General features: G+C 72.0%; 26 protein-coding genes. 15 read left to right on the top strand and 11 right to left on the bottom strand.

What is annotated here, in order from left to right:
* Positions 1-11: 11 nt before the first annotated feature.
* The 3 genes from murC to KI385_RS34065 form a co-directional block, all read right to left on the bottom strand.
* Entirely contained in the window at positions 12-1,409 is a 1,398-nt protein-coding gene (murC, locus tag KI385_RS34075) for a UDP-N-acetylmuramate--L-alanine ligase (protein WP_238575903.1), read from the bottom strand.
* A gap of 127 nt (positions 1,410-1,536) precedes the next feature.
* Complete coding sequence (locus KI385_RS34070; RefSeq protein ID WP_238577970.1) at positions 1,537-2,169, bottom strand: response regulator; 633 nt, start codon at positions 2,167-2,169, stop codon at positions 1,537-1,539.
* Positions 2,170-2,174: 5 nt separating this feature from the next.
* Positions 2,175-3,419, bottom strand: a complete 1,245-nt coding sequence (locus tag KI385_RS34065) for a sensor histidine kinase (protein WP_425357006.1) — start codon at positions 3,417-3,419, stop codon at positions 2,175-2,177.
* 184 nt (positions 3,420-3,603) lie between these two features.
* Here KI385_RS34065 and KI385_RS34060 point away from each other — a divergent pair, with 184 nt between their 5' ends.
* Both KI385_RS34060 and KI385_RS34055 read left to right on the top strand, forming a co-directional pair.
* Entirely contained in the window at positions 3,604-4,755 is a 1,152-nt protein-coding gene (locus KI385_RS34060; RefSeq protein ID WP_238577968.1) for an ABC transporter permease, read from the top strand.
* Complete coding sequence (locus tag KI385_RS34055) at positions 4,752-5,438, top strand: ABC transporter ATP-binding protein (RefSeq protein WP_238575902.1); 687 nt, start codon at positions 4,752-4,754, stop codon at positions 5,436-5,438. Before KI385_RS34060 ends, KI385_RS34055 begins: the two co-directional genes overlap by 4 nt.
* A gap of 72 nt (positions 5,439-5,510) precedes the next feature.
* On the opposite strand, the gene KI385_RS34050 is transcribed toward KI385_RS34055, so the two are convergent.
* Both KI385_RS34050 and KI385_RS34045 read right to left on the bottom strand, forming a co-directional pair.
* Positions 5,511-6,008: an indole-3-glycerol phosphate synthase gene (locus KI385_RS34050; RefSeq protein WP_238575901.1), complete on the bottom strand. Its 498-nt coding sequence runs from the start codon at positions 6,006-6,008 to the stop codon at positions 5,511-5,513.
* A 134-nt stretch (positions 6,009-6,142) separates the two neighbouring features.
* Positions 6,143-6,967 (bottom strand): dihydrofolate reductase family protein, encoded by an 825-nt coding sequence (locus tag KI385_RS34045; protein ID WP_238575900.1) that lies wholly within the window; start codon positions 6,965-6,967, stop codon positions 6,143-6,145.
* A gap of 67 nt (positions 6,968-7,034) precedes the next feature.
* Between KI385_RS34045 and zapE the strand changes: the two genes are divergently transcribed.
* Both zapE and KI385_RS34035 read left to right on the top strand, forming a co-directional pair.
* Positions 7,035-8,159 (top strand): cell division protein ZapE, encoded by a 1,125-nt coding sequence (gene zapE, locus KI385_RS34040; protein ID WP_238575899.1) that lies wholly within the window; start codon positions 7,035-7,037, stop codon positions 8,157-8,159.
* A 105-nt stretch (positions 8,160-8,264) separates the two neighbouring features.
* Positions 8,265-9,632 carry an alkaline phosphatase PhoX gene (locus KI385_RS34035; protein ID WP_238575898.1) on the top strand — a complete coding sequence of 456 codons (1,368 nt, stop codon included), beginning with the start codon at positions 8,265-8,267 and terminating at the stop codon, positions 9,630-9,632.
* Between the two features lie 16 nt (positions 9,633-9,648).
* Here the strand turns inward: KI385_RS34035 and KI385_RS34030 are convergent, their stop codons facing one another.
* From KI385_RS34030 to KI385_RS34020, 3 genes are read right to left on the bottom strand one after another with little or no spacing between them, the layout of a single operon-like run.
* A complete protein-coding gene (locus KI385_RS34030) occupies positions 9,649-9,861 on the bottom strand; it encodes a hypothetical protein (RefSeq protein ID WP_238575897.1) in 213 nt (70 codons plus the stop codon).
* Between the two features lie 51 nt (positions 9,862-9,912).
* Entirely contained in the window at positions 9,913-10,581 is a 669-nt protein-coding gene (locus KI385_RS34025) for an ABC transporter (RefSeq protein WP_238575896.1), read from the bottom strand.
* Complete coding sequence (locus KI385_RS34020; protein WP_238575895.1) at positions 10,578-11,558, bottom strand: ATP-binding cassette domain-containing protein; 981 nt, start codon at positions 11,556-11,558, stop codon at positions 10,578-10,580. Before KI385_RS34020 ends, KI385_RS34025 begins: the two co-directional genes overlap by 4 nt.
* A gap of 275 nt (positions 11,559-11,833) precedes the next feature.
* Between KI385_RS34020 and KI385_RS34015 the strand changes: the two genes are divergently transcribed.
* The 3 genes from KI385_RS34015 to KI385_RS34005 are packed head-to-tail and all read left to right on the top strand — an operon-like array spanning position 11,834 to position 13,599.
* Positions 11,834-12,589 (top strand): peptidyl-tRNA hydrolase, encoded by a 756-nt coding sequence (locus tag KI385_RS34015; RefSeq protein WP_238575894.1) that lies wholly within the window; start codon positions 11,834-11,836, stop codon positions 12,587-12,589.
* Positions 12,590-12,613: 24 nt separating this feature from the next.
* Entirely contained in the window at positions 12,614-13,147 is a 534-nt protein-coding gene (locus KI385_RS34010) for an RNA polymerase sigma factor (protein ID WP_238575893.1), read from the top strand.
* Positions 13,144-13,599 (top strand): hypothetical protein, encoded by a 456-nt coding sequence (locus KI385_RS34005; RefSeq protein WP_238575892.1) that lies wholly within the window; start codon positions 13,144-13,146, stop codon positions 13,597-13,599. The genes KI385_RS34010 and KI385_RS34005 overlap by 4 nt, the downstream gene beginning before the upstream one ends.
* A 4-nt stretch (positions 13,600-13,603) precedes the next feature.
* On the opposite strand, the gene KI385_RS34000 is transcribed toward KI385_RS34005, so the two are convergent.
* Together KI385_RS34000 and KI385_RS33995 are read right to left on the bottom strand one after the other, a co-directional pair.
* Positions 13,604-14,485, bottom strand: coding sequence for an alpha/beta fold hydrolase (locus tag KI385_RS34000; protein WP_238575891.1), 882 nt, complete (start codon positions 14,483-14,485; stop codon positions 13,604-13,606).
* 629 nt (positions 14,486-15,114) lie between these two features.
* A complete protein-coding gene (locus KI385_RS33995) occupies positions 15,115-16,020 on the bottom strand; it encodes an EamA family transporter (RefSeq protein ID WP_238575890.1) in 906 nt (301 codons plus the stop codon).
* Between the two features lie 105 nt (positions 16,021-16,125).
* Between KI385_RS33995 and KI385_RS33990 the strand changes: the two genes are divergently transcribed.
* From KI385_RS33990 to KI385_RS33960, 7 genes are all read left to right on the top strand, one after another.
* Entirely contained in the window at positions 16,126-17,055 is a 930-nt protein-coding gene (locus KI385_RS33990) for a LysR family transcriptional regulator (RefSeq protein WP_238575889.1), read from the top strand.
* Positions 17,056-17,491: 436 nt separating this feature from the next.
* On the top strand, positions 17,492-19,018 hold the full coding sequence (locus tag KI385_RS33985; RefSeq protein WP_238575888.1) for a PqqD family protein: 1,527 nt from the start codon (positions 17,492-17,494) through the stop codon (positions 19,016-19,018).
* The gene (locus tag KI385_RS33980) at positions 19,015-20,361 is read left to right on the top strand and encodes an ATP-grasp domain-containing protein (RefSeq protein ID WP_238575887.1); all 1,347 of its coding nucleotides are present in this window, start codon (positions 19,015-19,017) and stop codon (positions 20,359-20,361) included. Before KI385_RS33985 ends, KI385_RS33980 begins: the two co-directional genes overlap by 4 nt.
* A gap of 6 nt (positions 20,362-20,367) precedes the next feature.
* Entirely contained in the window at positions 20,368-21,138 is a 771-nt protein-coding gene (locus KI385_RS33975; RefSeq protein ID WP_238575886.1) for a class II glutamine amidotransferase, read from the top strand.
* Complete coding sequence (locus KI385_RS33970) at positions 21,125-21,934, top strand: 2OG-Fe(II)-dependent halogenase WelO5 family protein (protein WP_238575885.1); 810 nt, start codon at positions 21,125-21,127, stop codon at positions 21,932-21,934. Before KI385_RS33975 ends, KI385_RS33970 begins: the two co-directional genes overlap by 14 nt.
* Positions 21,931-22,524 (top strand): YbaK/EbsC family protein, encoded by a 594-nt coding sequence (locus KI385_RS33965; RefSeq protein WP_238575884.1) that lies wholly within the window; start codon positions 21,931-21,933, stop codon positions 22,522-22,524. The genes KI385_RS33970 and KI385_RS33965 overlap by 4 nt, the downstream gene beginning before the upstream one ends.
* Complete coding sequence (locus KI385_RS33960) at positions 22,521-23,300, top strand: SDR family NAD(P)-dependent oxidoreductase (RefSeq protein WP_238575883.1); 780 nt, start codon at positions 22,521-22,523, stop codon at positions 23,298-23,300. The genes KI385_RS33965 and KI385_RS33960 overlap by 4 nt, the downstream gene beginning before the upstream one ends.
* 600 nt (positions 23,301-23,900) lie before the next feature.
* Here KI385_RS33960 and KI385_RS33955 read toward each other — a convergent pair.
* A complete protein-coding gene (locus tag KI385_RS33955; RefSeq protein WP_238575882.1) occupies positions 23,901-24,293 on the bottom strand; it encodes a nuclear transport factor 2 family protein in 393 nt (130 codons plus the stop codon).
* Between the two features lie 105 nt (positions 24,294-24,398).
* On the opposite strand from KI385_RS33955, the gene KI385_RS33950 reads away from it, so the two are divergent.
* On the top strand, positions 24,399-24,875 hold the full coding sequence (locus KI385_RS33950) for a MarR family winged helix-turn-helix transcriptional regulator (RefSeq protein WP_238575881.1): 477 nt from the start codon (positions 24,399-24,401) through the stop codon (positions 24,873-24,875).
* The last annotated feature ends 211 nt before the right edge of the window (positions 24,876-25,086 follow it).

The following is a 25,086-nucleotide window of genomic DNA, read 5'->3' as shown; positions in this document are numbered from 1 at the left end:
GCCTCCTCAGCTCAGCTGCCCAGGCGGGACAGGATGGCGGGGCCGAGGTCGGTCACATCGCCCGCGCCCATGGTGAGAACAAGGTCACCGGGCTTGGTCATTCCGGCGATGACGTCCGGGACGGCGGCCTGGTCGCTCTGGGCGGTGACATCGGCGCCCGCGGCGCGCGCGGCATCGATGATCAGGGCGCTGGTGACGCCCGGGATCGGGTCCTCACGGGCCGGGTAGATGTCCAGGACGACGGAGGCGTCGGCGAGGGCGAGCGCCTGGCCCATTTCCGTGCCCAGCTCCTGGGTGCGGGAGAAGAGGTGCGGCTGGAAGACGACCAGTACGCGGGAGCCTTCGGCGGCGCCGCGGATGGCATCCAGGTCGGCGGACATCTCCGTGGGGTGGTGGGCGTAGGAGTCGATGACCTGCACACCGGCCGCCTCGCCCTTGAGCTGGAGGCGGCGCTTGACGCCGGTGTACTTGCCGAGCGCGGAGGCGAGGTTGTGCGGCGGCAGGTCCAGGGCGACGCCGGCGGCCAGGGCGGCGACGGCATTGTGGGCGTAGTGCCGGCCCGGGACGGAGACGGTGAAGGTGAGGATCTTGCCGCTGGTGAGGGAGACGGTGACGTCGCTGGTCAGGCCGCGGGGGTTGACCTTGAGGATGCGGACGTCGGCGTCGGCGGACTCGCCGTAGGTGACGACCTCGATGTCGTAGCGGCCGGAGATCTTGGCGGTCAGCTCGCGGGCGCCTTCATTGTCGGCGGAGATGACCAGGGTGCCGCCGGGGCGGATGCGGCCGACGAAGGTCTCGAAGGACTCGTAGATCTCGTCCATCGAGGCGTAGTTGGCGTGGTGGTCCAGCTCGACGTTGAGGACGATGGCGACCTCGGGGGCGTACTTGTGGAAGCTGCGGTCGCTCTCGTCGGCCTCGGCGACGAAGATCTCGCCGCTGCCGTGCTCGGCGTTGGATCCGGGGGCGTCGAGGTCGCCGCCGATGGCGTAGGACGGCTTGAGGCCGAGGGCGCCGAGGGAGACGGCGAGCATGGAGGTCGTTGTCGTCTTGCCGTGCGTGCCCGCTACGGCGATGGGACGCAGGCCGTCCATGAGGGAGGCGAGGGCGTCTGAGCGGTGCACGACCGGGATGCCGCGCTCATGGGCGGCGGCCAGCTCGGGGTTGTCCGGGCGGATCGCGGAGGAGACGACGACGCTGGTGGCGTCCTCGGCCAGATGGGCGGCGGCATGGCCGATGTGGACCGTGGCGCCGAGGTCGCGCAGGGCCTGGGCGGTCGCGGAGTCCTTGGCGTCGCTGCCCGCCACCCGGGCGCCGCGCTGCGCGAGGATCTTGGCGATGCCCGACATACCGGCTCCGCCGATGCCGATGAAGTGCGGCCGGTCCATCGAGGCTGGGATGGCGGGTGCCATGGGCGGGTCTCCCTGATCGTCGCGAGCGGTGATGCCGTGGACGATTCTCGCACCCGGCACCGACAAGGGCGGTCCTCGGACCCCGGCCGGGGCCGTTCCGGGGCGGCGGGGGGCCGAAGACCGGCGGTCAGCGGCGGATCAGGCCCTGGGCGGTGGCGGCGGCGACCGCGGAGGTACGGGAGTCCACGCCCAGTTTGGAGTAAATGTGGACGAGGTGGGACTTGACGGTCGCCTGGCTGAGGAAGAGCTGCTTGCTGATCGCCGCGTTCGACAGACCGTCGGCGACGAGCTGGAGGACCTCGGTCTCGCGGCGGGAGAGCGCGGTGGCCGGGGAGCGCATCCGGTCCATCAGGCGCAGCGCGATGGTGGGCGCCAGCGCGGACTTTCCGGCGGCGGCGGTGCGTACGGCGGCGGCCAGTTCCTCCGGCGGGGCGTCCTTGAGGAGGTAGCCGGTGGCGCCGGCCTCAATGGCGGCGAGGATGTCGGCGTCGGTGTCGTACGTGGTCAGGACGAGTACCCGTGGGGCGCCGGAGCAGGCGGTGATCGCGGCGGTGGCCTGGGAGCCGAGCATCCGGCCGCCGAATTGGAGGTCCATGAGGACCACGTCGACATCGAGCCGGGCGGCGAGATCGACGGCCTGCTCGGCGGTGGGGACGTCGGACACCACCTCGAAGTCCGGTTCGGTCTCCAGGACCGCGCGCAGTCCGGCGCGTACGACGGGGTGGTCGTCGGCGAGCAGCAGCCGGATGGGGGAACCGATGGCGGTCACGAGGCGGCCTCCGGGGCGGTGGAGCTTCCGGACGGGGCGGGGGCGACGGGGCAGGGCAGGGTGACGGCGACCGCGGTGCCCTCCCCGGGGGCGGACTCGACGACGAGGGTGCCCCGCAGGGCGCGGGCCCGGGCGCGCATCGCGGCCAGGCCGAAGCCGGTGCCGGTGACCGCCGCGGAGCCGGGGGCCGGGACCTCGGCCGGGACGAACCCGGCGCCGTCGTCGACGACGTCCAGGGCGACCTCGGTGTCCATGTAGCTGAGGGTCAGCTCGACGCGGTCGGCCGCGGCGTGCCGGACGGTGTTGGCGAGCGCGGACTGGGCGATACGCAGCAGGGCGACCTCGTGCGGGGTGGGCAGGGCGGTGGGCGCGCCGGAGACCTGGCAGTGCACGGCGAGACCGGAGGTACGGGCGGTGGTGGCGCAGAGCCGTTCCAGGGCGGCGGGCAGCGAGCCGGCCTCCAGGTCCGGCGGGCTCAGCGCCCGTACAAAACGGCGCGCCTCGGCGAGGTTGTCGACGGCGGCGGTGCGGGCCTGCCGGACGTGGCCGAGGGCCGCCTCGGGCCGCTCCGGTATGGCGCGTTCGGCGGCCCTCAGCAGCAGCTGGATGCTGGACAGGCCCTGCGCGAGGGTGTCGTGGATCTCGCGGGCCAGCCGCTCGCGCTCGGCGAGCACACCGGCGGCGTGTTCCGCGACGGCCAGTTCGCCGCGGGCCGCGGTCAGCTCCTCGATCAGGCGGCGGCGCTGTTCGCTCTCCCGGTAGAGGGCCTGGTAGCCGAGGACGACGGCGATCGCGACGGCGGCGCCCAGAACAGGACCGATGACCGTGCCGACGGTGAGCGCGTGGGTGTGGTTGTGCCAGCGGAATCCGGCGACGGCGGCGACGGTGGTGGCCGCGACGGCGGCCAGCGCCCCGCGCAGCGGCAGCAGATGCAGTTGGACGAAGAAGAGCGGGAAGGCCACCCAGACGCCGTCCGGGGTGAGGACGAGCAGCACCAGCCAGACCAGGGCCACGGCCGCGAGCCAGAGGGCGGCGGCGGAGGTGGAGCTGCGCAGGCGGGGCAGCGCGGGCCCGACGGCGTAGAGGGCGAAGAGCACGACGGCGGTGGCGATGACGGCCGGGGCGTCCGGGGCGTGGTCCACCACCGCCCGTACGGCGGCGAGCGCGAGCAGCGCGGCCACCATCAGATGGAGGCAGCTGCGCAGGACCCGCAGGACGGGGGTGAGGGAGTGATCGGTCACGGCGTCTTCAGGCTAAGGGGCCGCCCGACCTGCGGCATCAATCAAAGGGTTGAACCCGGGGCGCACCTTTCGATGCCGGTGAACCACTCCCCGGCGCGATGTCCGGGCCCCGTCGGACGGGCGACGGTGGGGCCAGCCGCCGGGCAGTGGGTCCGGCGCCCGGAACCCGAGGATGGCCAAGCCTGTGTTCGTCGCCTGGAGAGACCTGAGATTCGCCAAGGGGCGGTTCGCCCTGATGGGCACCGTCATCGTGCTGATCACGGTGCTGGTGGGTCTGCTGTCGGGGCTGACGGCGGGCCTGGGCCGGGAGAACACCTCGGCGATCACCGCGCTGCCCGCCGACCATCTGGTGTTCTCGGCGCCCGCCGACGGGCGCGGCGTCGCGTTCACCGATTCGCGGCTGCCGGAACGGACCGTTCGGGACTGGGCGGGGGTGCCGGGCGTACGGCACGCCGAACCGCTGGGGATCGCCACGACGAAGGCCGAGGCAGGCAGCCGGACGGCCGCGGTCTCCGCGTTCGGGGTGCGGCCCGGGTCGCGGCTGGCGCCCGGCCCGGGCGGGGTGGGGGACGGTGCGGTGGTGCTGTCCGAGAAGGCCGCCGCCGCGCTCGGTGTGCGGGCCGGTGGGGCGCTGACGCTGGGGGGCCGGGCGGTCCGGGTCGCGGCGGTGTCGGGCGCGGCGATGTACAGCCATACGCCGGTGGTCTGGACGTCGCTGGGTGACTGGCGGCGGCTGACGGGCGGCTCCGGGGCGGCCGGCACAAGCGGCGACTCCGGGGGAAGCGGCGGATCCGGCGCCACCGGGAGCGGCAGCGCATCCGGTGCCTCCGTAGGTGCGACCGTGCTCGCCCTCTCCACCACCGGGACGGCCGATCTGACGGCCGCCGACGAGAAGCTCGGCACCACGACGGTCACCACCGACGACGCGCTGCGGGCCATCGGCTCGTTCACCTCCGAGAACGGCTCGCTACAGCTGATGCGCGGCTTTCTGTTCGCCATCTCCGCACTGGTCATCGGCGCGTTCTTCACGGTGTGGACGATCCAGCGCAGCGGCGATGTCGCCGTGCTGAAGGCGCTGGGCGCCTCGACCCGCGCTCTGCTGCGGGACGCGCTCGGCCAGGCCGTCGTCCTGCTGGTGATCGGGACCGGCCTGGGCACTGCCGTCGTGGCCGGTGTGGGCGCGGGGATCGGCGACGCGGTGCCGTTCGTGCTCGACCCGTCCACCGTGCTGATCCCGGCCCTGATCACGATCGCGCTGGGTGCCATGGGCGCCGCGCTGTCCATCCGCCGCATCACGTCCGTAGACCCGCTGACCGCCCTGGGAAGTGCCCGATGAGCCTCGAACTGACCGATGTCACCCTCACCTACCCCGACGGCGGTGCCCGGCTGACCGCGCTGGACCAGGTCTCGCTGGCCGTACCTGCCGGATGCCTGACCGCGGTGATCGGGCCGTCCGGGTCCGGGAAGTCCAGCCTGCTCGCGGTGGCCGCCACGCTGATCGGCCCGGACCACGGGCGGGTGGTGATCAACGGTACGGACACCACCGGGCTCGGCCGCGCCGAACTGACGACGCTGCGCCGCACCACCATCGGCACGGTCTTCCAGCAGCCGAACCTGCTGCCGTCCCTGACCGCCGCCGAGCAGCTACAGGTGATGGCGCATCTGGACGGCCGCTCGTCCCGTAAGGCACGGCCCCGGGCGCTGGAGCTGCTGGCGGCGGTCGGCCTGGAGGGTCAGGCCGACCGGCGGCCGCATCAGCTGTCGGGCGGTCAGCGGCAGCGGATCAATATCGCGCGGGCGCTGATGAACGAGCCCGCGGTGCTGCTGGTGGACGAGCCGACCAGCGCGCTGGACCACGAACGGGGCGCCGCGGTGCTCGACCTGCTGCTCCGGCTGACGCACCAGCGCGCCACTGCGACGGTGCTGGTCACCCACGACCACACGCATCTGGACGCGGCGGACGAGATCGCCGAGGTGCGGGACGGCCGGCTGCGGCCCCGGCTCGGCGCCCGCCCCTGAGCGCCGGGCCGCCGAAAGCCCGGCTCCCCCGGGCCGGGCGCCCGCCCGTGCCCCTCGGTGCGCGGGCCGCGGTCAGTCCTCGGCGGAGCCCTGGGGCTGCTCGTCGGCCGCGTGCGAGAAAAGTTTGAGGACCGGTACGCCGACCTTGTGACGGGCGCGGGAGGCCCAGTCGCGGTGGAAGAACTCCTCGACGAAGTGCGGGGTGGTCAGCACGATCACCTCATCGGCGCCGGTCTCCGCGACGACGGACTGCAGCAGGTCCAGCGGATGGTCCTCGACCACCTGTCCGATGGCCTCCGCGCCCGCAGCGCGCAGGGCGGCCAGGGTGTGGGACAGGGCGAGCTCGGCGGGGGCCTGCGCCTGTTCGCCGCCCGGCTCCTCGCCCTCCCGTACGGCGTCGTCGAATTCGCCGAGGGCGACGTCGTCGATGGCCCGCAGCAGGACGTCCTGCTTGCCGCGCGGCTGCATGAGGACGACGAAGGAGGTCCGGTCATCGCCGTGCAGGGTGGTCACAAACTCCACGTCCGCGGGCGTCAGAGGCTTCTCGATCATCAATACGCTCGTGAACACGACGGACGCCCTTCTTCTCTTCAGGGCGCCGCTTTGCGCCCGACAGAAACCATCCTGCCCCGTCGCCACACGGGACCTGTTGGCTTTTAGTGTGCCCAACGGAAGCTAAGCGGAACAGGTAATTCCGCTGATTGTCAGGACCGACGGTAACGAGTGAACAGGAACCCGGCCTCCTCCAATACGGATGCCAGGGCGAACCGCTCCGGAACCGGCACGGCCGGGCCGTCCATGATCCTCGGCGCGTCGCCCACCGCGACCACCGGAGCCAGCGACAGACACATCTCGTCCAGCGCACCGGCCGCCGCGAACTGCCCGAGGAGCTTCGGCCCGCCCTCGGTGAGCAGCCGGGCGTGCCCCCGTTCGGCCAGCACCCCGGCCACCCGGGCCGGGTCGACGCCCAGGCCCTCGCCGGCGAAGAGCACCTCGGCGCCCGCGGCACGGGCCTGCGCCACCCGGTCCGCCGGCGCGCCCGCACCGGTCAGTACGAGGGTCGGAACCAGCGGCTCGGTGAACAAGGGCAGGCTGAAATCCAGCCCGAGCCCGGCGGTCACCACCGCGATGGCCGCGGCAGGGCCCTGGCCCGCGGCGGCCCGGCGGGCGGCGAACGCCTCCCGGGCACGGGCCGGCCGGTAGCCCTCCTTCCGGACCGTCTCGGCGCCCACCACCACGGCATCCGCGAGCCCTCGCAGCACTCCGAAGATCCGCATGTCGGCATCGCTGGAGAGCGGCTGCGAGCGGCCCTCGTGGTGGGCCGCGCCGTCCATGGAGGACACCATGTTGGCGCGCAGCCAGCCGGTGCGCCCCGCACGCGCCGGGTCGTCCGCGGCCGGATACGCGTACGCGTCGGCCAGCTCGTCCAGCGTCCACGGACGGTCCATGCCATCGATCGCCGCCACCTGGGCGTTCTCGACGTCGGAGGCCGGTGCGGGCAGGGCGGTGAGAGGGAACAGGCGTCGCATGGCGGCAGTGTGACATGCGACGCTCGGCGGACCGGGCGATACCGCACAGGAGATAGGCTGGACGGCTGTGTCGCCTTCCCAGCCCTCCTCGCCACAGCCCGACCCCATAGCCGGACCGCCGGCCGACGGGGACGACGTGGCCCCCGCCGCGCTCACCGCCCGCGCCCCGCACGTCCCGGCCGACCGCCTGGTCGCCGAGATGGTGCCGCCGCCGCGCTTCCAGGACGCCCGCTTCGACACCTACATCCCGGACCCGAAGCAGCCCAGCCAGGCCGAGGCCGTCCAGGTCCTGAGCGACTTCGCGACGACCATCGACGGGGGCGCCGGGGCCGGTGCCGCCAAGCGGCGCTGGTTCGCCAGGAAGCCGGCGGCCCCCAAGGGCCCGCGCGGCGTCTACCTGGACGGCGGCTACGGCGTCGGCAAGACCCATCTGCTCGCCTCCCTGTGGCACGCGACCCCCGCCCCGGCCGAGCTCAAGGCCTTCGGCACCTTCGTCGAGCTGACCAACCTCGTCGGCGCGCTCGGCTTCCAGCAGACCGTGCGCACGCTCGGCGAGCACAAGCTGCTGTGCATCGACGAGTTCGAGCTGGACGATCCCGGCGACACCGTCCTGGTCTCGACCCTGCTCGGCAAGCTGGTGGACGCCGGCGTGGCGCTGGCCGCCACCTCCAACACGCTGCCCGGCAAGCTCGGCGAGGGCCGGTTCGCGGCGGCCGACTTCCTGCGCGAGATCCAGGGGCTGAGCGCGCACTTCCGTCCGCTGCGCATCGACGGCGAGGACTACCGCCACCGCGGTCTGCCCGAGGCGCCCGCCCCGTACGACGACGAGACCGTCACCCGCACCGCGTACCGCACGCCCGGCGCCTCGCTCGACGACTTCCCCTCCCTGCTGGAGCATCTGTCCAAGGTGCACCCCAGCCGCTACGGCGCGATGTGCGACGGCATCGAGGCGGTCTGCCTCACCGATGTCCAGGCGGTGCCCGACCAGTCCACCGCGCTGCGCCTGGTGGTCCTCGCGGACCGGCTCTACGACCGCGAGGTGCCGGTGCTGACCTCCGGCAAGGCCTTCGACGAGCTGTTCAGCGAGGAGATGCTGCGCGGCGGCTACCGCAAGAAGTACTTCCGCGCGATCTCCCGCCTGACGGCACTGGCGCGCGACGCGGGGCCGCTGGTGGCGGGCGCCAACCCCTGAGGGACAAAGAACGCCGACGCACCCGTGCCGCCTGGTTCCCGGCGGCCCGGGTGCGTGGTACACACGTGCGGGTCACGTCACCTGTCCGCCAACAGGGAGTTGCCCATGTCCGCGACACGACGTCAGATCCTGGCCAGAACCGGTGCGTTGGGGGCGGCGATCGCCTTCTCCGGCAGCCTCACGGAGATCTTCGCGGGGACCGCGACCGCACAGAGCATGGGACGGAGCGGCTACGGCCCGCTGGTCCCGGACCCGGACGGCCTGCTCGACCTCCCCAAGGGCTTCCGCTACAAGGTCCTCTCCCGGGAGGGCGACCCGCTGCCCTCCGGCGAGGGCAAGGTGCCCAGCAACTGCGACGGGATGTCGGCGTTCCCCGGCCGCCGCGGCGGCACCTTTCTCGTCCGTAACCACGAGAACCGTACGCACTCCCGCTCCGCCGTCCCCAGGGTCCGCGAGCTGACCTACGACCCCGGTGGCGAGGGCGGCTGTACGGCGCTGGAACTCGACCGGGACAACACCGTGCGCTCCGAACGGGTGGCCATCGCCGGCACCTCCACCAACTGCGCGGGCGGCCACACCCCCTGGAACACCTGGCTGACCTGCGAGGAGACCGAGCTCCGGGCCGGTGAAGAGAACTACACCAAGGACCACGGCTTCATCTTCGAGGTCGATCCGTACGACCCGCGGCGCACCGGTGCGGTGCCGCTGACCGCGATGGGCCGCTTCCAGCACGAAGCGATCGCCGTGGACCCCGGCACCGGCACGGTCTACGAGACCGAGGACGCCTTTGAGAAGCCGTTCGGACTCTTCTACCGCTTCCTGCCCGAGAAGCCGATGGGCGGCCGCGGCTCGCTCCGGGCCGGCGGCCGCCTCCAGGCGCTGCGCGTCCCCGATGTGCCCGACCTCTCCACCGTCCAGCAGCCCGGCACCACGTTCGACCAGGTCAGATGGGTGGATGTGCCCGATCCGCTCGCCCGGAAGACCCCGATCCGATTCCAGGACTTCGGCCCGGGCGGCATCACCCACGCCCAGAAGCTGGAGGGCTGCTACTGGGGCGGCTCCTGCGTCTACTTCGTCTCCAGCTTCGCGCACCGTGCCGCCGGCTCGGCGGCCGACCACTACGGCCAGATCTGGAAGTACGACCCGAAGAAGCGCCGGCTCACCCTGGTCGTCGTCTTCGGCCCGGACACCGACCTCCAGCTGCCCGGCGAGTCCCCGGACAACATCTGCCTCGCGCCCAGCGGCGGGCTGATGGTCTGTGAGGACGGCGAGGGGGCCCAGCATGTCTTCGGCCTCACCCGACGCGGCGAGGTCTATGCGATGGCGCGCGGCCGGCAGAACATCGGCACCCCGCAGAAGCCGGAGTGGGGTGAGTTCGCGGGGGTGACGTTCTCGCCCGACCACCGGACGATGTATGTCAATTGCTATACGCCGGGGACGACGTTCGCGGTGACGGGCCCCTGGCACCACTGACCCCGCGGGGCGCCGGTCAGCCCGAGCAGGCGGACCGCTGGGCCTCCTGCCATTCGCAGACCGGGCAGAGCACGATGCCCGGCCGGTCGACCGGGTACTCGGTCGGCCGGCCGCACTGCAGACAGTCGGCGTACAGCGGTCCCGCGGCGGCGGGGCCGCCGCCCTGACGCGCGGCGGCGCCCGCACCGGCGCAGGTGGTCAGGTGGTCGTGCTCATCGGTGTCCGGCATGCCGCCGAGCGTACGCCTGCTCCTTCTGCCCCCCACGTGCTCCCCCGCTGTTCAGTTGCGGCGCGAGCTGAGGGCGCAGGCGACGGCGGTGGCACCGGTCGCGATCAGGGCGGTGGCGGCGAGGGGCAGCCAGGGGGCGCTGATCGTGCCGTGCGCGGAGCCGGTGACCAGGCCCGTGATGGCGGCGTTGGCGGGCGAGGCGCCCAGTACGGCGAGCAGCAACGCGGCGAACATCCCCGCCGGAATGCCCCAGCCGGGGCTGCGCAGCACCGGCCAGTTGCACAGTGCGCCGATCGCGGTGCCCATGAGCAGGCAGGCCAGCGCGGCGAGCAGTCCGGCGCCGGTCGCCGGCAGGACCGGGACGGCCACGCGGTGGTCGGCGGAGTGCGGATCGGACAGCAGCACGACCGCCGCCGTACCGAGGAGCGCCAGCAGCAGCCCGGCGCAGGCCGCGGTCAGCACACAGGCGAGGTGGACCCGGCCGGGACCGGCGGCGGCCGCGGCGCAATTGCGGGCGGCCGGCGGTTCGTTGGTGACACAGACCCGGGTGAGCCATACGGCGGCCGGCAGCAGGCCGGCGGCGGCGTACCCGTAGGCGTCGAGGATCGGGCCGCCGCTCTGGACGCCGATGGCCAGGAAGGCGGCGTAGAGGATGACCGGCGGCAGCCAGCGGTGCGAGCCGACGAGCAGCGCCGCCTGATAGCGGAGGAGGGCGTTCACGGGAGGGGGGCCTCGTCGGGGTCGGGGGCGGACACGGGGTCGGGTGCGAAGGGGGGCTCGGGGGCCGGGCCGTCGTCCGGGGCCGGGACCGTGGTGACCGAGCGGATGTGCCAGGGCGGACGGGCGGTGAGCAGGGCGCGCAGCAGTGCGTCGGAGTGCGCGGCCGGGACCGTCAGCCGGGTCGTGCCGTCCGGTCCCGCCGCGATCTGCGGTCCGCCGGGCAGCCGCGGCGCTCCGGCGGGCGCCCGGTCCGGGCCGGCGGCCACCCCGCCCGGCCCGGTCGGCAGCACGCTGCCCGGTGCGCCCTCGACGTCGATGACCACGCGCGGCCCGCTCGCGGCCGCCGGGTCCGCCGTCCGGCCGCTCTCCTCCCGGGGCAGCAGTCGCCCGTCCACGACCTGGTAGCGGGCGTCGGCCGCGCCGGCGAGCCGCTGCGGGTCGTGGTCGACGAACACGACCGTGCCACCGGCCGCGACCCGCTCGGCGACCGCGCGGTCGAGCTCCTCGCGCGCGCCGCGGTCCAGGCCGGTCCAGGCCTCGTCCAGGACGAGGAGTTCGGGCTCGGCGAGCAGCGCCTGGGCGACCGCGACCTTCTGGCTGGTCCCCTTGGACAGCTCGGCCAGCCGGGTCCGCGCATGGCCGGCCGCCCCGAAGCGTTCGAGCCACTCGCTGGCGCGGCGGGCCGCCTCAGGGCCGCGCAGACCGTGGATGCGTCCGAGGTGGGTGAGGTAGCCGGCGGCGGTGAAGGGCAGCGCGGCCGGGAACCGTTCGGGCACATACGCGCTGCGCGGCCGGCCGGTGATCCGGCCGGTGCTGGGCCGGTCGATCCCGGCGAACAGCCGCAGCAGGGTGGACTTCCCGCTGCCGTTGGTCCCCTCGACGCGCACCAGCGCGCGTGCCGGCACCTCAAGATGTACGTCCCGCAGCACCCAGGGGCCGCGCACCCCGTAGCGCCGCCCTACCCCGTCCAGCCTCATGCGTTCCGGCACCTCCGCTGTCTGTCGGCGTCCCCCGCCGCTCCGTCGAACCCGACGGTAGCCGGACCGGCGGACCGGTGCCCGCTCGGGGACGGGGTTGACGCGGCCGGCCGTACGGGAGCGAACCGCGCACCGGACGGGCGGAGTTGGTCTGCCCCCCCGGCGGCCGGGGCGAAGCCGTGGCGGGCCGGCATCCGGACACGGCAGGCCCGCGGCGGGCCCTGGCGGGGCCGGCGCCGGCGGCGTTGTCGGTGGCGGCTGGCAGACTTGGCCGGGTGACCAGCACCGAGACCGCCGGGGAGCCCGGCAACAGCACCGGCAGCCCCTTCCTGCACGAAGAGACCGACCGGGACGCGGCGCCGCAGTTCGTGCTGCCGCTCGTCGCCCGGATCGAGCGCGCCGAGCCGCCGGCGCGTACGGACGCGCTGGAGACGGCGGCGCGGGCGGTGCTGGTGCTGCTGTCGGACGAGCGGTCGGCCGGGGACGGCGAGTGGGCCGAGGCGGTGCGGGACTGGGAGGACGCCCGGATCCGGAAGGTGGTGCGGCGGGCGCGCGGCGCGGAGTGGCGGCGGGCCGAGGCGCTGCCGGGCATCACGGTCACCGGCGACCGCGCCGAGGTGCGGGTCTTCCCTCCGGTGCCGCTGGACGGCTGGCCGAAGGACCTGGCGCGGTTGCAGGTTTCGGGCACGGAGCTGACCGATCCGCAGCCGCCCGGGGCGCCCGCCGCCGGCGGGCCGGTGCTGTGGCTCAACCCCGAGCTGAAGATGTCCGCGGGCAAGGAGATGGCGCAGGCCGGACACGGCGCACAGCTGGCGTGGTGGGAGCTGCCCGAGGAGGAGCGGGCGGCCTGGCGCGCGGCCGGTTTCCCGCTGGCCGTGCGGTCGGCGGCGCCCGCGGACTGGGCGGCGCTGACCCGCAGCGGGCTGCCCGTGGTGCGCGATGCCGGCTTCACGGAGATCGCCCCCGGGAAAACTCTTGTGGTCGAGGGGGGCGATCGCTACTGCCCTCTCCCGCGCCGACGGCGACCGTAGGCGGTCGCGGTACGGTGTGCGGCGATGGATGACGACGTGCGGCCCTGGGACGCGGCGGCGCCGCTCGTACGGGCCGTGCAGAGCGGTGACGCCCTCGCCATGGACGACTTGCTGAAGCTGGTGACGCCGTATGTCACCCGGCTGTGCGCTCCGATCGCCCTGACCGATACCGCGGACGCCGTGCAGGAGTCCCTTCTCGCGGTGTTCCGGGGGCTGCGCGGGCTGCGCGATCCGCAGGCGTTCTACGGCTGGGTGCGTGCGGTCACCGTGCGGGAGGCCGTCCGGGTGGCGCGGCGCTCCGCGAGCGAGACGCCCGCGGACCCCGAGGAGATCGCCCGGCTGCGGGACCTGCTGCCCGGTGTCGGAGGCGAACTGAGCGTGGAGGTACGTGACTTGCTCGCCCGGCTGCCCCTCCGGCATCGCACCGTACTGGTGCTGCGGGAACTCGAAGGAATGGACGAGCGGACGACGGCCGAGCTGATCGGCGTACCCGAGGGCACCGTGAAGTCACGACTGAGCAGGGCCCGTTCCTCCTTCCGGAAGGCGTGGACATCGTGAACGCCCCCGACCCGGTCGCCCGGCTGCGCGTACTGGCCGCCGGACTGCGCGCCCCCCTGTACGCCGAGACCCGGATCGCTCTGCCCTTCGACCAGGTGTGGGCGGTCGTCGCCGACCTGGAGGACGAGCTGCCCCATCTGATCTCCTTCGTACGGGAGTTCAGGGTCCCGCCCGGCGACAGCGAACGCAAAACGGCGCAGGCCGTGGACGTACTCGGCCTGCGCGGGCCGTTCGACGTGCGGCTGAGCCCCGGGTGGTGCCTCATGCAGTCCCGCCTGGTGACGATGGGAATGGCCGCGGCGCCGGACGGCACCGGGACGCGGCTCGCCGTGTGCGGCGCGGCGCGGCCCGCCGCCCTCGGCCCCGTGCAGCGCGTGTACCGCAGTCTGCTCGGCGCACGCCGCACTCGCGCCTTCTTCCGTGCCGTGGAGCGCCGCGCCGCCCTGCGCTGAGCCCTCAGCCGGCCCTGGCGATGAGTTTCCGCAGGGCCTCGGCCACCAACTCCGGCCGCTCCTCGTGCAGATGGTGCCCCGCGCCCGGCACCACCCTTACGGTCAGATCGTCCGCGTCGGGATCGCCGCCTCGCAGCAGGGCCGGCGGGATCACCGGGTCGTGCTCGCCGCCCAGGACGAGCGTCGGGACGGTCAGCCGCCGTCGGCGGTGGGTGCCCCGGAAGCCCGCCGGGATGTCCCGCACGACGTACTGCCAGAACATCGCCTGCCCGGCGTGAGCCGAGGCCTGTGCCGCCCCGGCGAACTCCGTGAGATCCGTGTCCCGCCACACCGCGCGGTCGGCGACCGCGCGCCGCAGCAGATACCGGGTGAAGGCCGGCCAGTGCCGCAGGACCAGCCGTCCGAGTACCGGGTACTCGATAAAAGCCGTGAACCACATCCGCCACAGATTCGGCAGGACGTCACGGTGCCGCGTCCACGGGTGCGCCATGTTCAGCGCCAGGAAGGCACGGAACCGATCCGGAGCCCGCTGACAGAGCCGGAAGCCCACTCCGGCACCCCAGTTGTGCCCGACCAGGGTCACCCGGCCGAGGCCGAGCTCGTCGAGAAGCGCGAGTATGTCGTCGCCGAGTCCGTCCGTGTCGTAACCGCGCTTGGTCTGCTCCGACCAGCCGAAGCCGCGCAGATCGACGCACATCAGCCGGTGGCCGTCGGCGAGCAGCGGGACGAGCGCGCGCCACGCGTACCAGTGCTGCGGGAAGCCGTGCAGCAGCACTACGGGCTCGCCGGTTCCGGACTCGGCGATGTGCAGCCGGGCCCCGCGGAGCGTCACCCACCGGTGCTCGACCCCTTCCAGCGGGGGCATGGGACGGTTGCTGTTGATCACGAGGGAATCCCTTCGCCGGATGTGAGAAGCCGCGTTCACCCCGCCAGGAGGCGCACAACCCCTCGAAGGTTCCCTCGGGTTTGCGCGTACGCTCCGTGCGTACGTACGGCCGGCGACTTTCCGTCGTCCATCGCTACCTCAGCCAACTCATCCATGCGCGGGACAGCGGTGAAGATCTGACCGCTGTCAACTTCCTCCGTATCGCGGGAGAGCCTCAGTACGGCGTGTGTCGGCATTCGCCTCATCAGCGTCTGACGAGCCGGCAGATGACGGCCGCGCTCGCCGAACTCTCAATAGCCCTCACAGCCGGAAAGCCGGAAAGTTGAGAAGTCGAGATCAATCACGCCGAGTAAGCACGCTCGCATGCCCGATTTCCGGGCACCTGAAAACGGTGCTGTGCGGAGTCCGCGACCAGGGCGCGAGACGGTCGCCACAGCACCCGCGTACAGCCATTCCCGGAGAGTCGGAGAGTGAACTCCCGGCAAAAGAGAGACAAAATCATGTCCCGGAAAGACTCAACCGAGTCCATTGAATTTCCCAAGGATGACCGACTGGACGCAAAATCCAGGACGGCCCCTGTGAAAGAGGCGGCCCTCCTGCATTTTTGACGGTCCGTTGGTTCTCGGGCCTCAGGGCGCCGCGGCCGTTACGGCCGTTCGCTCGGTTTCGACCGGCATCGGCTTCTTCGTACGGCGCAGCATTCCGACCGCAATGCCGGCGATGACAAGAGCCGTGGCACAGAAGGTCAGTGCGGTCATGCGCTCGCCCTGGAAAATCCAGGCGGACGCCAGGCCGAATACCGGGACGAGCAACGAGAACGGGGCGACGGTCGGTGCGTCATAGGTACGCAGGAGATATCCCCAGGCGGCGAAACCGAACAGCGTCGCGCCCCACGCCACATAGAGCGCGGCGCCCACTCCGCTGAGGTTCAGATTTTGCAGCGCCCGCAGATCCGCGTCCCAGCCTTCGAAGGGCACGGAGATGAGCGCGAGCGGGACGGGCGGCACGACGCTCACCCAGACCATGAACCGGAACGCATCCGGCGGACTCGCCTTGCGCATGGCGATGTTCGACAGGCCCCAGCATGCCCCCGCACCCACGACCAGCAGGAATCCGGCGAGTGTGCCGGCTGCCGAGTCCAGCCCGGCCAGCACGATGCCCACCGAGGCAATGGCCATGCCGACGATCTGCACCCGCCGGGCGCGCTCCTTCAGCAGCACCGCGGCGAAGAGCACGGTGAACACCGCCTGGCCCTGGAGCACCAGGGAGGCCAGCCCCGGGGGCAGCCCCGCATGCATACCGATGAACAGCATCCCGAATTTCATGATGCCGAGCGCGACACCGACCGCAATCACCCAGCGCCAGGCGACTTTGGGCCGCCCGACGAAGAAGACCGCGGGCAGCGCGGCCAGGAGAAAACGCACCGCAGAGAAGAGAAGTGGTGGAAAATCGCGCAGCCCCACGTCGATCACAACGAAGTTCGCGCCCCATACGGCAGCGACAACCACCGCCAGGGCAACGTGTACGGGCTTCATGCCAATGGCTCCTGGGGACGCGCTCCTTCGGGATTTTCCATCACAACAGTCGCCGCCCGTAAGGGCCAGCAAAGGTTTCTGAAGGTGGGGTATTAGCATCGCTTCATGTTCGACCTCAATCGCTTGCGCGCCCTGCGCGCTGTGGCCACCCACGGCTCGATGACGGGTGCGGCCGCAGCCCTGGGCTACACGCCGTCCGCCATCTCCCAGCAGATCGCCAAGCTGGAGCGCGAGACCGGCTCCGCACTGCTCGACCGGCAGGGCGGCAAGGTGGAGCTCACGCCCGCGGGCTGGCTGCTCGCGGAGGCGACGGACGAGGTCGTGGCGGTGCTGGAGCGGACCCGCTCGCGCCTGGAGGAGCAGCGCGACCGGCCCACCGGGCGGCTGATGCTCGCCGCGTTCCCCACGGCCTGCCGCGGCTTCGCCGCCGCCGCGCTCGCCGACCTCGTCAGGCGCCACCGCGCCCTGGACTGCCAGTTGGTGGAGGCCGACCCCAACCGCGCCATCAGCCTCGTCGTACGGGGGGAGGCGGATCTCGCGGTCGTGCACGACTGGCACAACACCCCGCTGACGCTGCCCGCCTCGCTGTCCGTCACCGAACTGGGCGAGGACATCGCCGACGTCGCCCTGCCCGAAGGGCACCCGCTCGCGGAGCGGGACGTGCTGACCCCGTACGACCTGCGGGAAGAGCGGTGGATCGGGCAGGGCTCCGGGGCCATGTGCCATGAGTGGCTGCTGCGTTCCTTCTCCGAACTCGGCACCGAACCGGACATTGCCTACCAGATCGAGGAATACGAGTCCCAAGTATCGCTTCTGGCGGCGGGGTTGGGCGTCACGATGCTGCCCCGACTCGGCCGCGGCACCCTGCCGTCCACCGTCCGCGTCGTCCCGATGCAGCCCGCACCCTCCCGTCGACTTTCGGCCATCTGGCGCTCCCAGGCCGACCGCAGGCCCGCGATTCACGCCACATTGGCGGCGCTGCGCGGGCACTGGCCTCACGCGGATTCCGGCCGGCCGGCCCGAGAATCCGCATGAACACCGGGTCAACTCCACGGGGACATTCGAGCTTTAGCTAATAGCCGGACGACTCACATCCCGGGACCGACGATTGACAAGCCCGAGAATCGTGATCAAGAGTAGGTCCTGACAGCGCAGCCCGTAAGCGCTGACGATTTCCGGATGGGGGACAGTACCGGAGGGCTTCTTTTTCTCGCACGGCTGATTAGACGTCTCCGCAGGAGACGACCAGATCGGCTGGCGCACCATCGGGGATTTCACGCACAGACGCCTGGCCGCGCTGAGCAGAGTTCCCTTCTTTCGACGATTACTGATCGCCGGGCGATTCCGCCTGCCCGCTTCCCTTTCCTTTCTTCTGGCGCAATGCCAGGCCACCAGACCCGTTTCTTCGTGCCACGCGCCTTCCCTTGGCGCCGGCCCACCGTCGTTCGGTTGAAAGAGGTGCTTGTCCGTCATGGCAATTGACGCGTCCATGCCCACTCCCTCAGCGGCACCCGACCATGCCTCGGCCCTCCAGGAGCTGCGGACGGTGCTGTCCGCAGAGAACTACGAAGGCGCCGTCCGCTGCGCGGCGCGCCTGTACGACGCACTCCCGGACAAGGAGCAACTCGTCCGCAATGTCGTCCTGGTGGCCTACGGCGGCGGCAAGGACAGCTCGTACACCCTCGCCTTCGTGCGGACGATGCAGCTCATCCTCTCCCAGGAGCACGGCGCGACGTTCCGCATGCGGGTCGCCACCAACCGGCACGCGGGCATGCCGCAGGCCGTGATGGACAACATCGACCGCGCCTACCGCTCCCTGCGCCTGTTAGAGGACCCCGACTGCGAGCTGCTGCTGATCGACGGGCAGCAGGTGCGGACCTTCGACGCCACGCTGCCGCAGACGGACGACGTCGTGGGGCGCAACCGCCTCGACATCCTGATGACCGGCCACCGCACGGCCGCCGACGCCCGCCCGACGTTCTGCAACGCCTGCAACCTGAGCATGGTCAACTCCTTCGGCCTGGCCGCGGGGTACGACGGCGGCGTCGACCTGATCATCACCGGCGACTCCCAGCAGGAGCAGCGGGACTACTACCTGTGGGTCACCCGGCTCGCCCGGAAGTTCGGGCTGCAGCCGCCGCGCGACATGCGCGCCGGCTTCCAGGGTTTCCTCGCCTCGCTCAACAACATCTCGCAGGCGTACTTCGCCGATATCCACGGCCCCGACGCGTCGGACGTCGTCGCCGAGCACGCGATCACCACCGACGTCCGCACCGGTCTGCAGTTCTTCTCGATCTACGACGACACGGCTTACGCCTCCGGCGACCACTGGGAGCTGCTCACGGACTACCTGGGCTTCCGCTTCGACGACATCGCCTTCAGCTTCACCGAGTCCGACTGCGGCAACCCCGCGCTGATGGCGCACCTGCGCGCCCTCAAGTGCGAGCACCGCTACGGCCAGTCGTACGCCGAAGGGCTCGCCGGATATGTCGAGTTCGCCATCTCCCTCATGCACAAGAAGGAGTTCCCGCCGCAGCTCGTGGAAATCATGCGGGAGCGCTACGAGGGCCGGGCCGACCGGATGCGGGCGGCCATGGACGCCTACGCCGCACAGGCGTACGGCTTCACCGAGGAACAGCTCGTCGCCATGGTCCACGCGCCGTTCACGGAGAAGGGCACGAACCTGGAGACGTACCTCGCCGCCGAGCAGCCTGACCTTCTCGCCCACGCCCCGCTCATACGTGGGCTCCTGGACGGTTCGGTCCCGGCGGCGGACGGGGAGGCCGTCCCGGTCACCGAACGCCTGGAACAGCTCACCGGCCTGACGCTGGATCAGCTGAAGGTGCTCTACGGCAGCTCGCTCCGGTTGCCGAGCCTCACCCCCGCCGGCGGCGAGCTCATCGACGCCATCCTCGAAGGCGACCCGCACAAGCAGGTCGTACACACCCGGCACAGTGCCGAGGGCCCCGTGGTGCCCGAGCTGCTCTCCGGCCGGTGACCGTGACGGCCGGCACCCCCTCGGGGGACTTCGTACAAGTAGGTGCCACCCGCGACGGTCTGGACCCGTACCTGGACTGCGCGCGCCGCCGCGGCATGCGGGCGGTACTGGTGGAGACGCCCGCCTATCTGCGCTGGCGCAGGCTGCTCGGACGGCGGGAGTTCGATGTCGAGGTGGCCGTGGCACGGCCACAGGACCCGGACGCGGTCCGCGCGGCGCTCGCCGCCGCCGCGGTCGCGCCCGGCCTCGTCCTGACCGGGTTCGAGCGCTATGTGTACGCCGGGTTCGCCCTGGCCCGTGCGCTGCGCGTGGCACCGTGGCCGGGCGTAGGCGACGGCTTCCGGCCGCTGGACAAGCGCGAGCAGCGCGAGGCTCTGCTGCGCGGCGCTCCGCAGGTGGCCCAGCCCCGCTTCGTACCTCTGGGCCCCGGCGACGGGGACGCGGCGGACCGGCTCGGCTTCCCGCAGGTCATCAAGCCGGCGGATGGCGGCGGTGGGCTCGGCGTACTGCTCGTGGACGGCGTCGCACAGCGCCGCCGCGCCCTGGACCGCGTCCGCGGCCTGGTCAACTACGGGGGCGGCGCGTTCTCGGGCATCGTGGCGGAGGAGTTCGTCAAGGGCCCCGAGCTCTCCCTCCAGGGCGTCGCCCACGAGGGCAGCGCCGTGCTGCTGAGCGTGTGCGAGAAGCTCACCTGCCTCGAAGAGGTACGCGGCGAGTCCGGCCTGTCGGGCTTCCGCGAGGTGGGCCACGTGGCCAGGCCCGGCGACGGCGCGCCGCCCGCGCTGCGCGAACTGGCGCAGGCCTGCCTGGACGCCACCGGCTACCGTGCGGGCCCCTTCCACGTCGACGTCATCCAGGGCCCGGCCGGTCCGGCCTTCGTGGAGATGGGGTTCCGGCTCTCCGGGGGCGGGCTGGTGGCGCTGGTCGAGAAGGCGACCGGCGCCGACTGGGCGGAACTGGCCTTCCGTGCCCACCTCGGCGACGCGGCGCCGGTACGGCCGCCGTCCCCGGACGGTGGCCGTAGCGGCGGGGAGTCCGTCCCGGATGCCCCGAACGGCCCGCACGGCGCGGGTGGCACGGGCATCGCCGGCCAGATCTCGGCCGTGTCGGAACAGGAACTGGCGGCAGCCGAGGCCCTCCAGGAACCGGGCGTGGCCGTCGAGATCCAGCGCGCCGCGCCCCCGCCGGACCCCGCCGCGCTGCCCGCGGACGACTTGCCCGTGCTCGCTTCCGACCTCGCCCGGCACACCGGCGCGGTCGGCCGGGTCGTCGTCAGCGGCGGCCCCGGCGACCGGATCCCCGCACTGCTGCATTCACTCGTTGCCCACCGATTGCGAGGCTGACCTTTCATGTGCCGACTCATCGTGGCCTCAGGGGACTTCCGTGCCGCGGATATCCTGGCCGCGGCCGAGGCGATGAGCTGTGGCCGCACCGCCGACCACGACGGTCCCACCGAGGTGCACCCCAACGGCTGGGGCGCGGTATGGCGCCAGGCGGACGCACCGTACGGCCTGGGCCGCCACCGGGACGTGCGCCCCCTCACGGAGAGCTTCCGCGAGTCGCCCGTACCGGATCTCACGACCGACTTCCTGGCCGTGCACGCACGCCACGCCACACTGGCCAAGAACCACGGCCCGCGCTTCACCCACCCCCTGGAACGCACCGGCGGCGCCGTCCCCTGGCTGTTCATGCACAACGGCTTCCTGCCGACGGTCCACCGCCTGCTCGGCATGGAGTCATCGGAGTTCGACTCCCGCGAGTACTTCGACTACGTCGTGCCCGCCGGCGCCCGCCGGCTGGACGAGGCGGAAACCCTCGACCGGCTCAACTCCATTCCCAGGGGTGGGAGTTCGGGTAACGCCATCGCGGTGAACCCCTACTCCGCCTACGTCATCCACTGGACCTCACCGGACACCGTCTCGCCGCGGTACTTCGGCATGTTCCGGCTGCAGACCGACCGCTCTTTGGTGATCGCCTCGGAGGTGGTCCCCGACCTCGCCCCCGCGGACCACTGGGAGCCGCTGAAGCCGGACACCGTCACGGAGATCCCGTGGACCACGGGCCTCACCCCCCGCAACCGTTACGACCTCGAAGGAGCACCGACCCATGTCCACGACTGATGCCTGGACCCGCGTTGTCATCGACGCCGCCGCCGAGCGCCCGGACGCCGATCTGCTCCGCCGGCTGGCCCACGGCGAGACCGCCGTGGTCGTGCTGCGCAACCTGCTGCCCGCCGAGGCGTTCGCCGACAACCGGACCCGCATCGGCAAGCTCTTCGCCAACGCCTCCACGACGAGCTACGCCAACGGCGCCCTCACCACCATCGGCCCCTACCTGGCCAAGTACCTCCAGGACCTGGACGGTTACTTCCAGGCCGCCGACGAGGCCAAGGGCATGCTGGACGCCGCCGACTTCGACCTCGCCGACCAGGTCCGCGCCCGGCTCAGGGACGCCTTCGGCCTCGACGCGGTGTCGGTCGCGCAGGAGCCGGACGGCCGCGACTACGCGGCGTCCGTCGTCCGCATCCACGCCGACGGCGTCCGCAACCCGCTGCACAACGACAACATCATGCGGGACGCGCAAGGCACCGGCATCGCCCTCACCGGCCTCGCGTACCAGCTGAGCTGCGTGGTCTGCCTGCAGGAGTGCGACGGGGGCGGCGAGCTGCGTATGTACCGCAAGCCCTGGGAGCCCGCGGACGAGACGTACAAGATCCAGGACGGTCTCGGGTACGACGAGGCCGTGGTCGACGGGTACCCCTGCCACGAGTTCAAGCCGCAGACCGGAGACGTGTACCTGATCAACCCGATGCAGTACCACTCCATCGAGCGGGTCACCGGATCCGACCGGCTCACCATGGGCTTCTTCATGGGCTTCGGCACCGACACGCTCAATTCCGCGGTGGTGTGGGGATGACGGCACACACGGTCTCTCCCGACGCCCCCGCGCGGGCGGACGCGGCACGGGAAGCGGGCAGCACGCCCGGCACGACATCGGACCGGCTGCTGGCCCTGCTGCAGGACGGCCGGGCCCGTCACCAGCTGATCGAACATGCCCCGGAGGGGCGTACGGACGTGGTCAGCGCGCTGCGCGGGAACGCCCTGGACCAGGCGGCCAAGTGCATCATCATGCGCGTCAAGGTCACCAAGAAGTCCTCGCGTTACGCCCTCGCCGTCGTCCCCGGTGACCGGCGGGTGGACCTCGGCCGGGTCAAGGAGCTGTACGACGCACGGCATGTGTCCTTCGCCGACCCGGCCACCGCGGAACGCCTGTCCGGCTGCGTCAGCGGCTCCATCGTGCCGTTCTCCTTCGACCCCACGCTGGAGCTGATCGTCGACCCCGGCCTGCTGGAGCACCGGGAGATCTTCTTCAACGCGGCCGAGCTGCATCTGTCCCTGGCCCTGGACACGGAGGACTACCGGCGACTGGCCCGGCCGCGGGTGGCGCCCATCGCCGAGCCCATCGCCGAGCCCGCCACCGAGCCCGCGACGAGGACGGCATCATGACCGCGACAGCGACGGCTTCGGAACGACGGCCGACGGCGGAACGGCCGCGCACCGCCGTGGTCACCGGCGCGAGCAGCGGCATCGGCGCGGCCACCGCCCGCAGGCTGGCGAGCGAGGGATACCACGTCGCGCTCGCCGCCCGCCGCACCGACCGCATCAAGGAACTCGCCGACGAGATCGGCGGCACCGCGTACACGCTGGACGTCACGGACGAGACAGCGGTGGCGGAGTTCGCCGGCCGGCTGGACCGGGTGGACGTCCTGGTGAACAACGCGGGTGGCGCGCTGGGGAGCGAGCCGGTCGCGGACGCGGACCCGGCGGAGTGGCGGCGGATGTACGAGGTGAACGTCCTCGGCGTCCTGCATGTCACACGGGCGCTGCTGCCGAAGCTGACCGCCAGTGGCGACGGCACGGTCCTGATCGTGTCCTCCACCGCCGGGCATGGGGCGTACGAAGGCGGCGGAGGGTACGCGGCGGCCAAGTTCGCCGCGCACGCGCTCGCCGTGACCCTGCGGCTCGAACTGTGCGGCGCACCGGTACGGGTGATCGAGATCGCCCCCGGCATGGTGCGCACCGAGGAGTTCGCGCTGAACCGCTTCCGCGGCGACCGCACGGCCGCCGACCGGGTGTACGCGGGCGTGGCGATGCCGCTGACGGCCGATGACGTCGCCGACACGATCGCCTGGTCGGTCACCCGCCCGAGCCATGTGAACATCGACCTGCTGGTGGTACGCCCACGGGCGCAGGCCGCCCAGCACAAGGTGCACCGCACGTAGCGGCACCGCGCCGCGCGGACCCCGTGGGTGACAGGGATGCCCCGCCGTCCACGGGTCCACCGGCCGGTGGACGACAGCTACAACCGGCCGGTGCTGTCGACGAGCCCACCAAAACATGTTCGCCGCGCTCAGCGGGGCATCCGGCCGGCCGGGCCAGCTCATCGGCACCGATATTCTCGGCGAAACGCTGCCTCAGCAGACTTCGGGCCCGCGCCACAGCGGCCAGGTCTACCCGACCCTGCCGGTCCGGCAGAGGTGCCGGCGCCACACCGGTCCGGCCGGGCTGACGTGCCGCTCTCCCCTGCACACGAACACTGGTACAGCGGACGCCTGGAGCCGGGCCATACCCGCCGCGACCTCGGCTCCGCCACCGCCTACTTCGCGGAGGTCGGCCTGCACGGATCTTTCCGGGGGCTGCCTGACCGAGGTCTCGATCCGCCTGCCGCCCGAGCGGCGGCCGCCCACAGATCACGCATAGGTGCACTGAGCCGGGGGCGACCAAGATCGCCCCCCCAGGGCGGGCGGTCAGCCCTCCTCCCCCCGCTGTTGGCCAAGGTTTGTATGTGGCCAGCCGCGCCGGCGGGTGCTCGGTGTCGTGCCTCAGCGGGCGCTGCCCAGGTTCCGGTCGGCCTCGTCACCTTCGAGCATGAGGGTTACTTCCTCGATGCGGCTGAAGCGGCCGTCGGGAGCGAAGTCGGCGAACAGGTAGACCTCGGTGCGCACGGTGGATCCGTCCTTCTTGTTGACGTGGACCGTGTGGCGGTCGGCGTAGTGGCTGCCGTCGGACAGCTCGTCGTGGACCTCGACGGAGCCCTCGGCCACAACCGTGCGCAGATGGGCGATGTGCTCAAGGAAGCCTTCGCGGTCGGCCCACTGTCCGTTGGTGCGCTGACGATAGTCAGGAGCGAAGTGCCGGTCGGCGGCCTCATGGAGGTCAAGTCCGGGGTTGAAGATCAGGTCGGTGAGTGCCGCGGCGATGTGTGTGCGATTCATGGCGGGTTTCCTTTTCGCGTTTCACGTTTCGACAATGCGTGCGCTGCGCACGCATCCCTGTCACTGTAACCCATATGCGTGCGAGACGCACGCTATTCTGGGAAGGTGGAGAACAACGTGGGGCGAGAGATCGCCGATGCCCTCGGTGTGCTGCTCAAACGCAGCACCCGCATTGAGCTGCACCGGACCCTGACCGCCGGCATGGGGGAAGCGGTGGACGAGCTGACGTACCCGATTCTCAGCGGGCTGGACAGAACCGGGCCCCGCAGTGCGGCCGACCTGGCTCCCGACGTAGGGCTCGACCGGTCCAATGTCACCCGCCGCGCCTCCAGACTGGAGGCAGCCGGACTCGTACGACGCGAACCCGACCCCTCCGACCGGCGCGCCACTCTGCTCGCCCTCACCGACGAGGGAGAACGCACCGTGGAAACCCTGCGCCGGCGCCTGTCCGACCACATCACGGCCAGCCTGTCCTCATGGCCGGCCGACGAAGCCGCAGCCTTCGCGAGTCACCTCCGGCGCTTCGTCGCCGACGGACCGTTCACCCGGCCACGCCGGTTGCGCGGTGACTCCCTCCCCTGAACGCAGGCCGTCCTCCTGGAGTACTCGTCACGCAAGCGCGGCCAGAACCGGCCGAAGCGCCCGGCTGTCCGACCACCGGGTCTCGGGTTCAGAACGCGTCCCTGTCCGAGGCCCCAGCGTCACAACCCGTGGAGTCCTCAGCTGTCAGGAACGGACAGGGAATGAGAGGAGGAGGGAATGAGCAGGTGAGAGCGCGGTGCAAGGTCCTGGC

It is taken from the genome of Streptomyces inhibens (assembly GCF_022221585.1).
Taxonomy (GTDB): Bacteria; Actinomycetota; Actinomycetes; order Streptomycetales; family Streptomycetaceae; genus Streptomyces; species Streptomyces inhibens.
The sequence above is the reverse complement of the archived record's forward strand: the minus strand, read 5'-3'. Positions and strand labels throughout refer to the sequence as shown.